Annotated in this window: 17 protein-coding genes and 1 other RNA gene; 1 reads left to right on the top strand and 17 read right to left on the bottom strand. The window is 48.5% G+C overall.

The features are described from left to right. Positions 1-184: 184 nt before the first annotated feature. The 14 genes from A7975_RS10185 to rpoE all read right to left on the bottom strand — a co-directional run bounded on the left by A7975_RS10185 (position 185) and on the right by rpoE (position 12,535). A complete protein-coding gene (locus A7975_RS10185; RefSeq protein ID WP_065385106.1) occupies positions 185-448 on the bottom strand; it encodes a pro-sigmaK processing inhibitor BofA family protein in 264 nt (87 codons plus the stop codon). After that, the gene (locus A7975_RS10180; RefSeq protein WP_255314257.1) at positions 445-693 is read right to left on the bottom strand and encodes a DUF2508 family protein; all 249 of its coding nucleotides are present in this window, start codon (positions 691-693) and stop codon (positions 445-447) included. Before A7975_RS10180 ends, A7975_RS10185 begins: the two co-directional genes overlap by 4 nt. Positions 694-850: 157 nt before the next feature. Further along, the gene (recR, locus tag A7975_RS10175) at positions 851-1,450 is read right to left on the bottom strand and encodes a recombination mediator RecR (RefSeq protein WP_053373262.1); all 600 of its coding nucleotides are present in this window, start codon (positions 1,448-1,450) and stop codon (positions 851-853) included. 42 nt (positions 1,451-1,492) lie between these two features. Next, on the bottom strand, positions 1,493-1,804 hold the full coding sequence (locus A7975_RS10170) for a YbaB/EbfC family nucleoid-associated protein (RefSeq protein WP_053373263.1): 312 nt from the start codon (positions 1,802-1,804) through the stop codon (positions 1,493-1,495). Between the two features lie 24 nt (positions 1,805-1,828). Then, positions 1,829-3,607, bottom strand: coding sequence for a DNA polymerase III subunit gamma/tau (dnaX, locus tag A7975_RS10165; RefSeq protein ID WP_065385115.1), 1,779 nt, complete (start codon positions 3,605-3,607; stop codon positions 1,829-1,831). Between the two features lie 233 nt (positions 3,608-3,840). Then, an RNA gene (gene ffs, locus A7975_RS10160) (signal recognition particle sRNA large type) lies at positions 3,841-4,108 on the bottom strand. Positions 4,109-4,179: 71 nt separating this feature from the next. Then, complete coding sequence (locus A7975_RS10155; RefSeq protein WP_053373264.1) at positions 4,180-4,602, bottom strand: hypothetical protein; 423 nt, start codon at positions 4,600-4,602, stop codon at positions 4,180-4,182. 83 nt (positions 4,603-4,685) lie between these two features. Next, positions 4,686-4,883 (bottom strand): 50S ribosomal protein L31, encoded by a 198-nt coding sequence (gene rpmE, locus A7975_RS10150; protein WP_053373265.1) that lies wholly within the window; start codon positions 4,881-4,883, stop codon positions 4,686-4,688. 145 nt (positions 4,884-5,028) lie between these two features. Beyond that, positions 5,029-6,282 (bottom strand): radical SAM family protein, encoded by a 1,254-nt coding sequence (locus A7975_RS10145; protein WP_053373266.1) that lies wholly within the window; start codon positions 6,280-6,282, stop codon positions 5,029-5,031. A gap of 21 nt (positions 6,283-6,303) precedes the next feature. Continuing rightward, on the bottom strand, positions 6,304-7,638 hold the full coding sequence (gene rho, locus A7975_RS10140; RefSeq protein WP_053373267.1) for a transcription termination factor Rho: 1,335 nt from the start codon (positions 7,636-7,638) through the stop codon (positions 6,304-6,306). Positions 7,639-7,762: 124 nt separating this feature from the next. Then, positions 7,763-9,025, bottom strand: coding sequence for a UDP-N-acetylglucosamine 1-carboxyvinyltransferase (locus A7975_RS10135; RefSeq protein ID WP_053373268.1), 1,263 nt, complete (start codon positions 9,023-9,025; stop codon positions 7,763-7,765). Between the two features lie 286 nt (positions 9,026-9,311). Next, positions 9,312-9,710, bottom strand: a complete 399-nt coding sequence (locus tag A7975_RS10130; protein WP_076271590.1) for a response regulator — start codon at positions 9,708-9,710, stop codon at positions 9,312-9,314. A gap of 159 nt (positions 9,711-9,869) precedes the next feature. Beyond that, positions 9,870-11,471: a CTP synthase gene (locus A7975_RS10125; RefSeq protein ID WP_053373269.1), complete on the bottom strand. Its 1,602-nt coding sequence runs from the start codon at positions 11,469-11,471 to the stop codon at positions 9,870-9,872. Positions 11,472-11,959: 488 nt separating this feature from the next. After that, a complete protein-coding gene (rpoE, locus tag A7975_RS10120; RefSeq protein ID WP_065385105.1) occupies positions 11,960-12,535 on the bottom strand; it encodes a DNA-directed RNA polymerase subunit delta in 576 nt (191 codons plus the stop codon). A 461-nt stretch (positions 12,536-12,996) separates the two neighbouring features. On the opposite strand from rpoE, the gene A7975_RS10115 reads away from it, so the two are divergent. Next, positions 12,997-14,136, top strand: a complete 1,140-nt coding sequence (locus tag A7975_RS10115; protein WP_065385104.1) for a S8 family peptidase — start codon at positions 12,997-12,999, stop codon at positions 14,134-14,136. A 25-nt stretch (positions 14,137-14,161) separates the two neighbouring features. Here A7975_RS10115 and argS read toward each other — a convergent pair whose 3' ends face one another. The 3 genes from argS to A7975_RS10100 all read right to left on the bottom strand — a co-directional run bounded on the left by argS (position 14,162) and on the right by A7975_RS10100 (position 16,898). After that, positions 14,162-15,841: an arginine--tRNA ligase gene (gene argS, locus A7975_RS10110; RefSeq protein WP_065385103.1), complete on the bottom strand. Its 1,680-nt coding sequence runs from the start codon at positions 15,839-15,841 to the stop codon at positions 14,162-14,164. Continuing rightward, entirely contained in the window at positions 15,838-16,314 is a 477-nt protein-coding gene (locus A7975_RS10105; RefSeq protein ID WP_082198126.1) for a YwiB family protein, read from the bottom strand. Before A7975_RS10105 ends, argS begins: the two co-directional genes overlap by 4 nt. 74 nt (positions 16,315-16,388) lie before the next feature. Beyond that, complete coding sequence (locus A7975_RS10100; protein WP_053373274.1) at positions 16,389-16,898, bottom strand: DNA-deoxyinosine glycosylase; 510 nt, start codon at positions 16,896-16,898, stop codon at positions 16,389-16,391. Positions 16,899-17,021: the final 123 nt, after the last annotated feature.

Below are 17,021 nucleotides of genomic sequence, written 5' to 3'. Positions count from 1 at the left end.
TTCTTTCGTGTCGGCCGTGTGTCTCATTGGCGACTTTTATAATATATCACAGATGCCCAAGTTAATGCAAGTAATTTTTTTATTTCTTTTTTTGAAGCTTGTTTACTTACTCTTGGCGCGAGAACTAATGTAGCATATAATCGCTTCTCGCGTCAACCTTTTGGCCAAACCTTTTTGTTTCCCCCTACACAACCACCCATTGCAGGCCGACAATTAGCGCTATCCCCGGTACGCCCAAAGTAAGCACCGTGCCGATCGTAATGGGATTCAGCGGTATGTACATGCCTGGAACAACTTCTGAATAATTTAAGACGTATAATAACGCAGCTGCCAAAACAAGGTGAAGCGCGAATCCACGAAGCATTCCCCACGAAAGCTTATTTCTTAATAAGACAACTGCCAATAAAAGGCTTGATACAATAAATACGGATAACCAAATGACTTTCATTTCAACACTCCTCCCCATGCCGGCCAGTTATTGCTTGAACGCTTTGCCAAACGAAGCAGCATATCATATCTCTTCTCCGCTGTAATCATGCAGTAAATGGCGTAATCGATTTGATCTTTGCCGTGTGCATGATTGAAATAACGATTCGCATTTTCCCACTCTCGGTGCGCTTCAGCTATCTCGAGCCGAATTTCATCCATTTGGATAACTTCTTTCTCCAAGACCGCCTGATGCTTGTTCTTCAAACGTATCCCTCCCGCATGTCCTATCTAAATACAGTTCTTTACTATATGTATAGGCTTGGACATCGGAATAGAACGAAGACTTGAGAGATTCCGCAGCTATAGAAAAAGCGGCAAGTCGAGAATGATCTCGACCCGCCGCTTCTTATTTTGCCAAACGCTAGTTTATTTCCCGTCGACCTTCTAATGCTTTGGAGAGTGTAACCTCATCCGCATATTCAAGATCGCCGCCAACAGGCAGTCCATGCGCGATACGCGTTACACGGATGCCAAAAGGTTTAATAAGACGCGATAAGTACATCGCAGTCGCTTCGCCTTCAATATTCGGGTTAGTCGCCAGGATAAGCTCCTGCACGCGTTCATCACTTAGCCGCCGCAATAGCTCCGCAATTCGAATTTCATCTGGTCCGATTCCCTCCATCGGAGAGATCGCACCTTGCAGAACATGGTATTGCCCTTGAAAATCCTTCATCCGCTCAATGGCCACAAGATCCTTCGATTCTTGTACGACACAAATAACGGAATTATCGCGAGACTTATCTTGGCATATTCTGCACGGATCGGTATCCGTAATGTTGCAGCAAACCGAGCAATAGAACAAATTGCGCTTAACGCTTACTAGCGCCTTCGCAAAATCAATGACGTCGTCTTCTTTCATTCGAAGCACATGGAACGCCAGACGGGCGGCCGTTTTGGGTCCAATACCCGGTAATCGCGTAAAAGCATCAATTAATTTCGCTATCGGTTCGGGGTAATACAAAACTAGGTACAGCTCCTTTCAAACGAAAGCGCGCGGTTCTTCTTAGAACAATCCCGGAATTTTCATTCCGCCAGTGAATTTGCCCATATCCTTGTTCGCAAGCTCATCTACTTTAGAAAGCGCATCGTTAACTGCAGTAAGCACAAGGTCTTGCAGCATTTCTACATCTTCCGGATCTACAGCCTCAGGTTTGATCGTAATGCTAAGCAGTTTCTTATGGCCGTTAGCCGATACCGTAACGACGCCGCCGCCAGCTGTTCCCTCAACTGTCTTTGTTTCAAGCTCTTCTTGCGCTTTCATCATTTGATCCTGCATCTTCTTCACTTGCTTCATCATTTGGTTCATGTTGTTCATTAGAAATCACCTCATCATTAGAATTTAATCCTTATCCTTCACAACTACTAAGTCTTCACCAAAAAGCTTAACGGCTTCTTCCACCCATTCGGGTCTGCTTGAAGCTTGCGATGCGTGAGAAGCCTCAGGTTCCAGTTCCAGCGTCTCGGTCTTCTGGGCGCTAGCGCCTTGTGCCGCAGCCTGCCAATCCTTCATCATGACCGTAACGATCCGGAACGACCCGCCAAGGACATCATGCATAACTTTCTCTATAATATCACGATTGGCTGGTTTTTCGGTCGTTTCTCGGTGCATCGTATTTTTGAATGCGACGAGAATGGCATCATCAGTGGAAGCGACGGGCTCGCCGTCCTTCAACCAGGCGTGGACGGTTATCTTGGCTTCTTTGACACCCTGCAGGACATCATTCCACTTCATGCGGAATTGGTTGAATTCAGGGCTGCCGGCTGTGGCTAAATAAGGATCAAGCTTGACGGACGAACGGGCTATGCCGCCTGAGCCGCCAAACGAGCTGCGAACCGCATTGGTGCGCGCCGCTTGCTTGCTTGCCGCATTGTCAGCGGCAGATGAATTGCCCCCAGCAGCTATGCCATTCTGGAGCGCTTGCTCAAGCTTGCGCTCAAGCGCTTCAACCTGCTGGCGCAGCCGGCCCACTTCGGCTGGCTGAGCGCCGGTCGAAGCTGAGCCCGCAGCCGCTCCTCCGCTTGAAGATTGTTCTTCACCTAGCGTACAGAGCTTCATAAGCGCTACCTCGAACAGCGTTTGCGGCTGTGACGCATGCTTCAGCTCCACCTGATAGCGGTTCAGCGTATCAATCATCGCGAACAGCCGCCCGGGAGTAAAAGCATCCGCCATCGCTTTGAAGCGTTCCGGATCAACGATGCGCTCCGTTGCTGCGCCGCCCTGTGGAGCAAGCTTCATAACCAGCAAGTCGCGGAAATAATAGATTAGGTTCTCCATACATTTGTCCGCGCTCTTGCCGGCTTGCATCAAGCTCTCAACGAGCGGCATAACCGACGCTACATTTCGATCTCTGACCGCCTCGGCAAGCTGATAAAAATGATCGGCGGCCATGCCGCCAGTCACATCCACCGCTGCCTCAAGCGTGATCCGCTCGCCTGCAAAAGCGGATACCTGCTCCAGCAAGCTAATCGCATCCCGCATTCCGCCTTCGGACAGCCTTGCGATATAAGCAAGCGCATCCGAATCAGCTTGTATGCCTTCCTCGCGGCAAATCTTTAACAAGTGCTCCGTCTGCTCTTCAAGCGATACCTGCCTGAAATCAAACCGCTGACAGCGCGAGATGATCGTTGCCGGCAGCTTATGCGGTTCAGTCGTCGCCAAGATAAAAATAACATGCCCCGGCGGCTCCTCCAACGTCTTGAGCAAGGCATTAAACGCCTCGGCCGTAAGCATATGTACTTCATCTATAATATAAACTTTGAACCGCACCTCTGAAGGCGCATATCTCACTTTATCTCGAATGTCACGAATTTCATCAATACCGCGATTGGATGCAGCATCTATCTCTATTACATCCATAATATGCCCCGCTGTAATCCCTATGCAAGCGTCGCATTCATTACAGGGTTCTTCAGCTGGGCCACGTTCGCAGTTAACCGCTTTCGCCAAAATTTTCGCGGCGCTGGTCTTTCCGGTACCTCTCGGTCCATTAAAAAGATAAGCATGCGATACGCGTTGTTCACGAATTGAATTTTGCAGCGTTTGGATAATATGCTGTTGACCGACCATGTCCTGAAACGTCTGCGGACGCCAGGCACGATATAATGCGATATGTGACACGCAGACCTTTCCTTTCATGTTGCCTTTTCATTACAAAATATAAGGGCTATGCCTCTATTATACAACAACTGTGTAGCAATCAAAACTCTCTTTTACCTGTCATATCCCTATTCCATACAATTAAAAGGATCACAAACAAAAACACCTGCAATCGCGTATTCCGACAAAAACATCGAACAGCGTCTACAGGTGCTACTTTTGTATTTAGCATTGATTTTAGGAAAAATTTAGTACCGTGCACCTATTCCTGATAAATGCGACCCAGGCGACATCCTTGCACTACAGCTCGAGTCAGGCACTCCCCCGGCACATGAACTAATTTGCTTATGGCTGCTTCCTTCCGGACCTGACCCGTTCACAAACGTCCATTGCGGAGGACCCAACCGTCAACACTGCTCGCAAGTGCCAAGACCCCATATCGGCATAACCTCAAATAGGAATTCAACCTCGCTACAGCGGATTGCGAGTTACAGGGCACCGCTACCTCCCCATCTAGCACGGCAAAAATAAGTATAGCCGATTCCGAGGCAAAGCGCAACTCGTCCACAAGATTGGAAATAGATTGCTGCTATTTATCGTTTTGCTTCCACATGAACGTTATAACGAGGCATATTATGCTGTACAACTGACTGCGCCTTTGCGCGCAGCTGTTCAACTTGAGCATCAGACAACGCGTTGTTGACGTTCAAATTTACATGCAGATCCGTACCGTTAAAATAAATATTCGTGCGCTCAATGCCAGAAATCGGCTGCAGCACCTGTTCGATAAAATTGCCGTCCGCATTATAATTTAGGTATTCATAACGATTGGGCAAGTTCGGATTGCTGTTGGAGTATCCCATATAACCGTCGTGTCCGTAGGTTCTCAGCCTGTTCTCCTGCTTGCTGTTGCCACAGCCTGCGAGCGTTATGGCCAGCAATGCAACACATGCCGCCGAAATTGTGAATCGGCTTAATCTAAGCCGTTTACTCGAATCGAATGGTTTCTTATCCAATCAAAAAACCTCCCTTCTATCCAATAGGATGGCTGAGGGAGGCTCTTGTATTCTGCCAAATAAAGGCGGAACGATTTGTAGGATTAAATACCGTATTTCTTCTTGAAACGATCGACGCGGCCGCCAGCATCCAGGAACTTTTGCTTACCCGTGTAGAATGGGTGGCATTGGGAACAAACCTCTACGCGAAGGCTCGGTTTAATCGAACCAGTCTCGAAGGAATTTCCACAAGCGCAAGTTGCTGTAATGATGTGGTATGTCGGATGAATAGCTTGTTTCATCTCGTTCACCTCTTTCTGCCCTGAATCGCATGCGGACCCAGAGTTAAATCACACATCTCGGATTATAGCATGAACTGTTTTGCAGTTGCAATGAATAATCGCTCATATGTCAATATTAGATGTAATTACCGTTCATTGGGCTCCCTTATTTAAACAGCGCCGCCGGCGGTACATGGGTATAAGAACCAATAACGACGTCAGGCAGCTCTTCGCGGAAAATCTCCAGCATTTGCTTCATGCCGTAAATTTCACCCTGCGCCTTCGGAATAATAGCCAAATAGCTTTCCGGGTCGATATTCAGGTTGCGCATTTGAATCAGCTTGAGGCCCGTGCGCTTCACGAATCCGATCATCGCTTCTATTTCTTCCTCGCGGTCCGTAACCCCTGGGAAAATCAAATAGTTGATCGATGTATAAACGCCATTATCGGATGCGTATTTAAGCGACTTCTCGACATTTTTGAGCGTATAGCCGCGAGGCTTGTAATACGCATTGTAATGTTCATCAAGCGCGCTGATCGTGCTTACACGCATCAGGTTAAGCCCTGCGTCAACGATTGCACGCATGAAATCCGTCAATCCCGCATTGGTGTTGATGTTGATATAACCAAGCGAGGTTTGGCTGCGTACGCGCTTCATGGCTTCTACAATGATTTTCGCTTGCGTGGAGGGCTCGCCCTCGCAGCCTTGGCCGAAGCTAATGATCGATTCCGGCTCGCGCAAATGCTCCAGCATGATTTCGACAACTTCGTCGACCGTGGGTTTAAAATTCATCCGAGTCTGAGGCGCGACAAAGCCGCTGTCATCCGGTTGCTCTGAAATACAGCCAAAACAGCCTGCATTGCAAGAATAGGATACAGGCACTGCGCCTTCCCAGCGACCTAGAAATGTGTTGGAAGAGGTTAAGCACTCATAGCCTAAAGCACAATTGGACAGATGCTTGTATAGACGATTTTCCGGGTATTTGGCAAGGATGCGCTCTACCTGAATGCCTAGCTCGCCGCGGTCGCAATTAAGCGGGTCCCATCTCTCTGGATCATCACTTTGCTCCGCCGTAACATAGAAGTTGCCGTCTTTCCATACGACTGCCGTATAGCCAAACAGCGGAAGCTTCTCGTTCTTATCAGCTTTCACGTAGCCAGGCAGGCAAAGACGGGTAAAGCCCTGCGGCAGCAAAGCGCCTACCGCTTGCGCTCCGCCAGGCAGCACCTGCATTTCGCCCGTGTCCGGGTTAAGCCCAATAGGCCGAGTGAAGGGCAAGCTAACAAGCGTCGCTCCATTAGGAAGAGGAATCAATTCATCTTCCATAATTTCCACGATCATATCGCCGCTTCTTCCCAAGGCCACAAAATCTGGATGGTCAAAAACATTTCCTTGTTCATCCGCATATACGAGATTCATGTTGTACTCCCTCCTGCGGTCTTACGATCCGTGCGTCGTTCTAGGCGTAGGACGCCTGCTGGTCGTTGTGGTGCTGCTTTTGATACCGGACCGCTCCGGTTTCGCTTCTACAGTTGTATCTAGAGACATGAGGAACTGTTCGTTGTTCTCGCTGTCCTTAAGCTTCTTCAAGAAATTATCGACATAATCCGGCGTATCTGTCATCCCTCTGCGGATGGCCCATACTTTATCAAGCTCTTCCTTCGTCAAAAGCATCTCTTCGCGTCTAGTGCCTGATCTGCGCATATCTAGAGCAGGGAATATACGACGCTCGGAAAGCTTGCGGTCCAGATGGAGCTCCATATTGCCAGTACCTTTAAATTCTTCATAAATGATATCATCCATACGCGAGCCCGTTTCAATCAGCGCAGTTGCAAGTATTGTCAAGCTTCCGCCCTCTTCAACGTTGCGTGCCGAACCAAAAAACCGTTTCGGACGATGGAACGCTGCCGGATCAATACCGCCGCTCAGCGTACGCCCGGATGGTGGAATAACCAAGTTATACGCCCTAGCAAGACGAGTGATGCTATCCATTAGAATCACGACATCCTTCTTATGCTCGACAAGACGCAGAGCCCGTTCAAGAACAAGCTCAGCTACTTTAATATGGTTTTCAGGCAGCTCATCGAACGTAGAGGCAATAACCTCTCCTTTGACGGAGCGCTGCATATCTGTAACTTCCTCGGGACGCTCATCGATGAGCAAGACGAATAATTTGATATCGGGACGGTTTTCTGAAATACTGTGGGCGATTTCTTTGAGCAGCAATGTTTTCCCCGTCTTAGGAGGAGCAACGATGAGTCCGCGTTGTCCGAGTCCTACAGGTGCGAGCAAATCCATCATTCGAGTGGATAGCTTCGACTGCGTCGTCTCGAGCACGAGCTTCTTTTCTGGATAAAGAGGAGTAAGCGCAGGAAAGTGCAGTCGTTCGGATGCTGTCTCAGGGTTCTCGCCGTTGACGGCATTTACCTGCAGCAAGCCAAAGTAGCGTTCATTCTCTTTTGGCGGACGGCATTTCCCGGATACAAGATCGCCGCTTCTCAGATCAAACCTGCGAATTTGTGAAGCTGAGATATAAATATCTTCCTTGCTCGGCAAATAGTTAATAGGTCGTAAAAATCCGAAGCCCTCTGATAAAATATCGAGTACGCCCTCCATAAACATGAGGCCGCTCTTCTCTGCCTGCGCACGTAGTATAGCAAAAATCAATTCTTTCTTCTTAAGCGTACCGTAGTACGGAACCTGAAATTGCTTCGCTAATTTGTATAGATCAGTCAATTTCATCTCTTCTAGATCGGCGATCTGAAGGTCTGTCATGTTCTCACCACTTTATTCAATTTTCATTATGATTTTTGTGTATCTAGTAAAATCATATGCCTGATTATCCATCATTGCCGAATTAGACGCCGTCTATTCCACAGCGTCCGTATCGGCCTGTTCCTTATGATGTGGCTTCCGTCTCACGCCATACATCTGCGCCCAAACGGCATAGATTCTCTACTAAATTATCATAACCTCGGTCAATATATTCGACGCCCGATATTTCGGTAACGCCTTCGTCAACAGTTAGCGCAGCAACAACAAGCGCAGCCCCTGCACGCAGATCGGCAGCCTTCACTTTAGCCGCATTCAGCTTACCGCCCTCGATCACAGCCGAGCGGCCTTCCACGCGGATGTCAGCTCCCATACGGGATAGCTCAGGAACATGCTTGAACCGGGTGCCATAAACATAATCGGTCAAAATGCTGACTCCGCTCGCTTGCGTTAGCAAGGTCGTCATCGGCGATTGAAGATCTGTAGGGAAACCAGGATATACGAGTGCTTTTACATCGATTGAAGAATATTTTGGCGCTCCAATAATTCGGATGGATTCATCCATTTCAATGACTTGAACGCCCATTTCTTCGAGCTTGGCCGTCATTGCTTCCAAGTGCTTTGGAATAACATTATCAATAAGGACATCGCCGCGCGTTGCAGCAGCTGCAATCATATACGTACCGGCTTGGATTCGATCGGGAATGATGGAATGGCGGCAACCGTGAAGTTGATCGACTCCTTCAATTCGAATCGTCTCAGTTCCGGCACCTTTGATTTTTGCGCCCATGGCATTTAGGAGAGTAGCTACATCTATAATTTCAGGCTCTTTTGCCGCGTTTTCAATAATCGTTAATCCTTTGGCCCGGGAGGCCGCAAGCATAATGTTAATCGTTGCTCCTACGCTTGACACATCGAGATAAATTTTAGCGCCGCGCAGCTCTTTGGCAGAAATTCGGATAGACCCGTGATCATTGGTTACGGTAGCTCCGAGTGCCTCAAAACCTTTAATATGTTGATCGATTGGCCTCGGCTCAAAATTACAGCCGCCGGGCATTCCTATTGTCGCTTCTCCAAACCTACCTAACATGGCACCCATCAAGTAATAGGATGCGCGCAATAACTTCACTTTCCCGTTCGGCATTGGCTTCGAGACTAGCTCGGTAGGATCAATGCGCATCATGTCGCCGTCACGTTTAACGACAGCGCCAAGCTCCTGCAAAATCTCACTGTATACCGCTACATCGCTTATGATAGGCAAATTATCTAAAACAACTTCTGATTCTGCTAAAATAGCAGCAGGGACAAGCGCAACTGCGCTGTTCTTGGCTCCGCTGATCTGAACGGTGCCGCGAAGCGGCCGTCCACCGCGTATCATCAATTTCTCCATCTAGTTATAGTTCCTCCCGTAGACTTGGAAGAGAATAAAGGAAAAAACGCCAAATCAAGCGAGTGTAAAGCTCACTTGCCATTTTTAGGCGGTTCATACCTTTGCTCCTATTATTACGCTTGGTTTTGCTTCCGAACAAACGGACCATTCAAGCTCGTTCCAACTTGTCATTCTGAGCCATTATAACATAACGCGCCTTGAAATAGTAAAGCTCGTTTTGCCTCTTCCAGAAAATGCAAAAACGACACCGTCTACCAGCAAGCGACGATGCCGTTTGTAAGCTGAATCAAGAACCTATTGCAAACCGACTTGTGGAGTTGCCGCCACGCAGCTGCATATTTACCGCAATTCGCATCTCATCGATGTCAAATGGCTTCGTAAAATGCATTAATGCTCCGAGATCAGTCGCTTCTTTAATCATATCTAACTCACCATATGCGGTCATCATGATGACTTTAATGTTACGGTCGATAGCTTTCACATGCTTTAAAATTTCTAAACCATCCATACCTGGAATTTTCATATCCAGCAACACAAGATCGGGAGCATCGTTCTTAACGATTTCTAAAGCCAGCTTGCCATTAGACGCTTGGAACGTATTGTACCCCTCGCTGCTAAATACTTCCATAAGCAAAACGCGAATACCGTTCTGATCATCAACGATCAACACTTTCTTCTTATCCAACTCCAAATCCCCCCGCGACTAGAGCTTGCCCAAAGAAATGGCCAACTCTTCCATAATCGTTAATATATTCGCTAAAGTGGGTATATAATCCTTCTCATATTGAGAAAAACTTATCGGATGCTGTTACAGAATATGTCAGTGTAAGAAATAACGATATTTTTATTCCGAATAATTAAGCGCTGCTTGCACAAATCCACGGAATAACGGCTGCGGACGGTTCGGTCTGGACGTGAATTCCGGGTGGAATTGAACAGCCAAGAACCAAGGATGGTCAGCCATTTCCACCATTTCCACAAGGCGTCCATCCGGTGATGTTCCGGAAATAGTCAAGCCTGCCGTTTCAATAGCTTCACGGTACTCATTGTTGAACTCATACCGGTGACGGTGACGCTCATAAACGAGCTCGTCGTTATATTCTTGTGCAGCAAGCGTCTCAGGCTTAAGCTTACAAGGGTATAGACCAAGGCGCATCGTGCCGCCCATATCTTCAATGTCTTTTTGATCCGGCAGCAAATCAATAACCGGATAAGGAGTAGACGGGTTAATCTCCGAGCTGTTCGCGTTCGCTAGTCCAACTACGTTGCGAGCATATTCAATAACAGCAACCTGCATACCTAAGCAGATACCGAAGAAAGGAATTTTCTTCTCGCGCGCATATTTGATAGCCGTAATCTTGCCTTCAATACCACGATCGCCGAAGCCTCCTGGCACTAGAATGCCGTGAACGCCGTTTAATTGCTCATCCACGTTCTCTTCCGTAAGCTCATCTGCATGCAGCCAGCGAATTTTCACTTCTGAATCCGAGGCAATACCCGCGTGCTCAAGCGATTCTACAATACTGAGGTAAGCATCATGCAGCGCAACGTATTTACCGACAATTGCGATTTCCGTTTTCTTATGAAGCGATTTGACGCGCTTAACAAGAGCTTCCCATTCGCGCATGTCCGGTTGTTCGGTTTTGAGCTTCAGATGGTTGACAACGATCTCGTCAAGGCCTTCCTCACGAAGCATCAAAGGCACCTCGTATAATGTCGAAGCATCGCGGCATTCCACGACCGCATTCGCATCGATATCGCAGAACAAGCCGATTTTGCGTTTCAGATCCTCAGCAAGAGGATGCTCCGTACGGCATACGATCACGTTCGGCTGAATGCCGATGCTGCGCAATTCCTTAACGCTATGCTGCGTCGGCTTCGTTTTCACTTCACCTGCTGCTTTGATATAAGGAATAAGCGTAACGTGAATGTACATAACGTTGTCGCGGCCGATATCGCTCTTGATTTGACGGATCGCTTCAAGGAAAGGCAAGCTCTCGATATCGCCGACTGTACCGCCAATCTCCGTAATCACGACATCGGAGCCCGCTTCTTTGCCCGCGCGGAAAACGCGGTCTTTGATTTCGTTCGTAATATGCGGGATAACCTGAACCGTTCCACCCAAATAGTCGCCACGACGTTCTTTGGTAATCACGTTGGAATAGATTTTGCCGGAAGTCACGTTATTGTTCTTCGATAGGTTAATATCGATGAACCGCTCATAGTGACCAAGATCCAAATCCGTTTCTGCGCCATCATCGGTGACGAATACTTCTCCGTGCTGATATGGACTCATCGTTCCCGGATCCACGTTAATGTAAGGATCAAACTTTTGAATCGTTACTTTGAGGCCCCTGTTCTTCAGCAATCGACCGAGCGAGGCTGCTGTTATCCCTTTACCCAAGGACGACACTACGCCGCCGGTTACAAATATATATTTGGTCACTGTGATGATACCCTCCAAGCTCCTATGGTTAATGTTTAGGTTTGCCCATTTACTCGATAAACATGGATGCAGATACACTCTGCCTATCCATCCAGTTTGTGGAAATGTTTCCTACAGACCCATCCCCCACAAACAAAAAAAGTGACACCCGTAGCAACGGGGCACTTTTCCTTTTTTGGCATATATAAAAATATAAGAAAGCATAAGTTTGAAACATTATACTTTACTTATATTTCAGCGCGGAACGCGCTTTTGCCTCCAAAGGAGGACAACAGCCGTTTACGCTTGTATGCGTTATTTGTTAACCGAATCTTAAGCCCATGAGATAGTTTACTCTGCGCTCATAGGACCTGTCAAGCGAAACTGACAGGATGCGCCATACTCCAACGCAATCGGCTTTCCCCGTCTATTGGAAGCATTGCTGGCGCCATAGTAAAATGCAAGGCTGCATAAGCTTACCGCTTATACAGCCTCACATAATTTGTTACCTATTTGTCGTCGCTATCGTCGTCTTCAAACTCTTCATCATCATCCGAGTCATCATCATCCGCATCCAATTCGCCGTCGACTTCTTCCTCGTCGAGCTCCTCGTCATCGATGCCAACTTCCTCATCAACTTCCGCTTCCTCTTCAGCCTCTTCGAAATCCTCGCGGTCTTCGTCGAATACGTCGTAGTCCTCTTCAGCCTCTGCGTAAGTATCCTCTTCCTCGTCCGCAAATACATCATCATCTTCGAGATCATCGTCATCATTGATGATACGCGTACGCTTCGCATTGCCTACAGGATCTTCGGAGCGCTCAACCGGATACCAGCGCTTTAGTCCCCACATGTTGCTGCCAACGCAAGCAAAACGGCCATCGATGTTGATCTCCGTATACACTTGTGCGATGAACTGGTTGATTCCGTCTGCGGAAAGACCGCGTATTTTAGCGATCTCCATCATTAGATCGCGATAGTAGTAAGGGGTATTAGCCGCTTTCAGCACTTCAAAGGCCAAATCGACCATAGGCATTTCCTTCATACGTTCAGGATCCAGCTTTAACGTAAAATTGCTGCTGCTCATATGGACACATCCTCTCTTGCCAATCAAATTATGTACTCGTTCATTCCATCTAAATGCAAGAACCGTGTACGATTTCCTCTTATACACCGCTCACATTTCATTACGAAACGAGCGGCCGCTGCCAGAGGTTGGCACCCGTCGTTTACGCTAGTCAAAGTATAGTAAAACCTATTTCCTCCAAAAAAGCAAGCGGCCCGCGCTGCCGCCCGTATAGCTTGGACTTAAATGCAAAAAGCGAAAGGATAATCCTTCCGCTTTGACTGTATCCATCCGGCCATGACACGAGGTAACGTACCTTGGACGTAAGAGCCCCTGAGAACTCTTTGTTCATCCTATGTCCCTTAACGATTTTTGACACGGTTTCAAGCCTAATTATGTGAAAAAAGGCAAGTGGCTCATGCGTTATCGAGCGCTCGTTCATACAATAGTGCAGCATGGTCCGTCGGGAGGGGAAGCCAAGTTTGGACACCGCCGCTTTTATCCGTTTGCTGCAGGATACGATGGCTTGCACGGACGCAACGACCGTAAAGCGAATCATTCGCTTTCAGCGTGCGAGCGACTACCGATACTTCGTACAGCAAATGTCTCAGGTCGCTTCGTCAGCATCGCCTAGAAAGAACATAAGACAATTGCCCATCATTCGCGGAATATCTTGTCGATTGCCCGCTGAAGAAACATTAGAGCGGTTCTCGGGACGCGTATGGATTGAAAAAGACTGCAAAATTAGCGTTCATGCCTCATCTTCGCAAAAGTCTATTATTGTAGACAAAGGTATCCCTTGGGGCGTTAATCAAATAAAAGCTCCTCAGGCTTGGAGCACGACGACCGGCCATAGGGTTAAAGTAGGCGTCATTGATACAGGAGCTGACTTCAGCCATCCTGATCTTCGCCAATCACTCTCCAGAGGTATCAATCTATTGAATCGCAGCATGCTCCCGCATGACGATAATGGTCATGGAACACATATTGCGGGAACGATTGCCGCAGCAAACCAGCTTCAGGGCATGATCGGTGTTGCGCCGCGTGCGCTAATCTCGCCGGTCAAGGCTTTTGATCACAACGGAAGCGCCTTCGTTTCCGACATTATTCTTGGTATCGAATGGTGCATTCGCAATCGGATTAACGTTATCAACATGAGCTTCGGCATGAAGACAAGGAGCAAAGCGCTGCTCGGTGCCGTCACGAACGCTCATAACGCAGGCGTTATTATTGTGGCCTCTTCCGGCAACGATGGGAAGCGGCGTTCTGTCGATTATCCCGCCCGCTATCCTCAAACGATAGCAGTCGGCGCTACAACCAAGCTGCGCCGCATCGCACCGTTCAGCAATCGCGGTTCGCATATTGACGTATATGCCCCTGGCGACAAAATTGTGTCTGCATGGCTTCGCGGCAAATACAACGAGATGAGCGGCACTTCCATGGCCACCTCGCATGTAAGCGGAGCGATCGCGCTTTTGCTTGCCCATAAGCCTGGGTTATCTCCTACGGAGATCAAGTCTATTATCAAGCGCTCTGTACAGCCCTTAAGAGGCAACAAAGCCCGCCGAACAATCGGCGAGCTTGATGTGATGAGTATGATGCAGGCCGTGGATAAATCATGAATCCACGGCTTGTTTTTATAAGAAATTACATACGCTCCGGAGCGGAGACGCCAACTAGGCGCAGCACATTCGCAATTGCAATGCGAACCGCTCCAAGCAAGGCCAAACGGGCTTGCGACTGCTCGGCATCCTCCGTGATCACGCGCTCCGCTCTATAGTAGCTGTGGAACAGCGATGCCAGCTCATACACGTAACGAATCAGACGATGCGGCGCATATTGCGCAGCCGCTTCGGCTATTTCCTGCGGAAGCTCGCCGACTTTGCGAAGCAGGTCGAATTCGCCCTCTGCCACCAGCTTGCTGAAATCGATAGCATCCGTAGCTTTTAGCAAAATGCCTTGCTCCTCTGCTTGCCTAAAGATGCTGCATATCCGCGCATGCGCATATTGCACATAGAATACGGGATTTTCATTAGAAGTGGAGATCGCTAGGTCCATGTCGAAATCAAGATGGGAATCCATGCTCCGCATAGAGAAGAAGTAACGAATCGCATCTATGCCCACTTCATCCATAAGATCCTGCATCGTAACCGCTTTGCCCGTACGTTTCGACATTTTCATTTTCTCGCCGTTTTGGAACAAGCTGACCATTTGGGCGATTAACACTGTCAATTTCTTAGGGTCATTGCCGAGTGCTTCCATAGCTGCCTTCACACGCGGGATATAGCCATGGTGATCAGCGCCCCAGATGTTAATCATTTGGTCGAAGCCGCGGCTGTATTTGTCGCGGTGATATGCGATATCAGGCGTCAAATACGTATAGGAACCGTCATTTTTCACGAGCACGCGGTTTTTGTCATCTCCGAAGGTCATCGTCGAAAGCCACGTTGCGCCTTCTTCTTCGTAAACATGGCCTGTCGCTTTCAGCGCTTCGAGCCCCTGTTCAACTTGCCCGCTCTCATAAAGGGCTGTTTCGCTGTACCATACGTCAAAGCCTACGCGGAATCTACCGAGATCGCGTTTAATTTTGTCGAGCTCCCGCTCCAGGCCGAACTGGCGGAAAAACGTAAACCGCTCTTGATCCGGAAGCTCCAGCAGCTTGTCTCCCTCTTGCTCAACCAGCAGCTTCGCGAAGCCGATAATATCTTCGCCGTAATAGCCGTCCTCCGGCATTTCTGCTGCTTGTCCAAGCGCCTGACGGTAACGGGCTTCGATGGAGACAGCTAAGTTCTCTACTTGCTTGCCTGCATCATTAATATAATATTCACGCGTAACGTCATAGCCTGCATAATCAAGCACATTACAAAGCGCATCGCCTACTGCCGCTCCGCGTGCATGCCCTAGATGCAGGCTGCCCGTAGGATTCGCGCTAACGAATTCTACTTGAACACGCTTGCCTTTGCCGTCTAAAGTCCGTCCATAGTTTTCTCCCTCTTCAAGCGCTGCGCTCACAACCGGATATAGATAGCTGTTGTCCATGCGGAAGTTAATGAAGCCCGGACCCGCAATTTCTGCCGATTGGATGGACGCTTGCTTCGTATCCAAATGCGCAATGATTGCTTCCGCAATTTGGCGAGGATTTTTCTTTGCCAGCTTCGTTAGCTGCATAGCGGCATTTGTCGCCAAATCACCATGCGATTTATCCTTCGGAACCTCAAGCACAAATGCCGGAAGCTCCTCCCGCGCAGCAAGGCCCGCTGCCACAGCAGCATCAGCAATCGCTGCCTTAACCTGTTCATACATTTTCTCTAGTACATTTGAATTCATTGATTTCGTTCCTCCTGTATATGGAGCCGGATATGGAAACGGCCCGACATTTGTTCACCTACGTGCATCTCGTATTCCCACTCTAGCGTAAAAGGCAGCGTCGTCGGCAGTGTTTCTGCTATTTCGGTCGTGCCGTCGCCATTCGGTATGTGCAGCGACAGCTGCATCGTATCCGTCTCAAGCGAGAAAGACGTCATCGCCGAGTGGTAACGGCCAGTCCGCCTTAGCCCGGGCACAAATAGCTGCTCCGACTCGATGACGCCCCGCCGAGTGATGGACAGCTCGTCTTGCCGATATTTCACCAGCGTACGCACCTCGCCTGCTGCCGGTTCGCCTTCGACTGCCGGTTCGCTGTAGCGGATAAATATGGACCGCTCCTTGCGAAACCATTCGCCCTCATAAGCGTGGATGTGCGAGCTTCCGTCCTGCACGCTCTCCAAAGTAATTCGCACTTTCCTGCTTTCAGCCATCATCTTACTCCTGTTCAGTCTAATCTTATGTAACTACTATATACAGGAAGCCTCGTAATTTCAACGCTAGAGCGCGGTTAAGTTGTTGCATAAGGCACAATTGCCTGCCATGCCTCCACCCGGTCCTCAAGCGTTCTCATCTTCGGAGTAGGGATCGGGCTTGATGACGGCAGCTTAAGCAGCGTTATGTCTTTGAAGCTTTCATGCCCGCGATAAAACTTATGAAAGGTATCGTATGCCTTGCTTCCGTTAAAGGCAAAGCAGCGGAGCCCCGGATATTTCGCCACAAGCTCGGGCAGCTTTTGCGGCACTTCCCCGCGAATATTCACATCAAGGCTGCCTTCCCGCTCACAGGACTCTATCACATCCCATAAAGCGAGGCGATGCTCCTTCAGAAATGCAAGTCGGTTATCATATACCGGATCGGCATCGGAATCATTAAACAGCCGATAAATGATGCGCCACATGAAATTTTGCGGATGTCCATAAAACTGCTTATGCTCTAACGACTTCACGCTGGGCGCTGTTCCTAGAATAAGCACGCGAGCTCGCTCATCGATCACAGGCGGAAATGAGTAAATACGCATATAATCTTCCTCCTCTTAATCTTTATCACGATAAACACTGCGACTTATTATGAGTTAATTTTAGCCTAGATCATACGGGCAAAACCGCCGCTCGCAGTGAAAAAAGACGCCTTCCGCTAAGGT

This window comes from Bacillus sp. FJAT-26390 (genome assembly GCF_001682865.1).
GTDB lineage: Bacteria > Bacillota > Bacilli > Paenibacillales > Paenibacillaceae > Pristimantibacillus.
The sequence above is the reverse complement of the archived record's forward strand: the minus strand, read 5'-3'. Positions and strand labels throughout refer to the sequence as shown.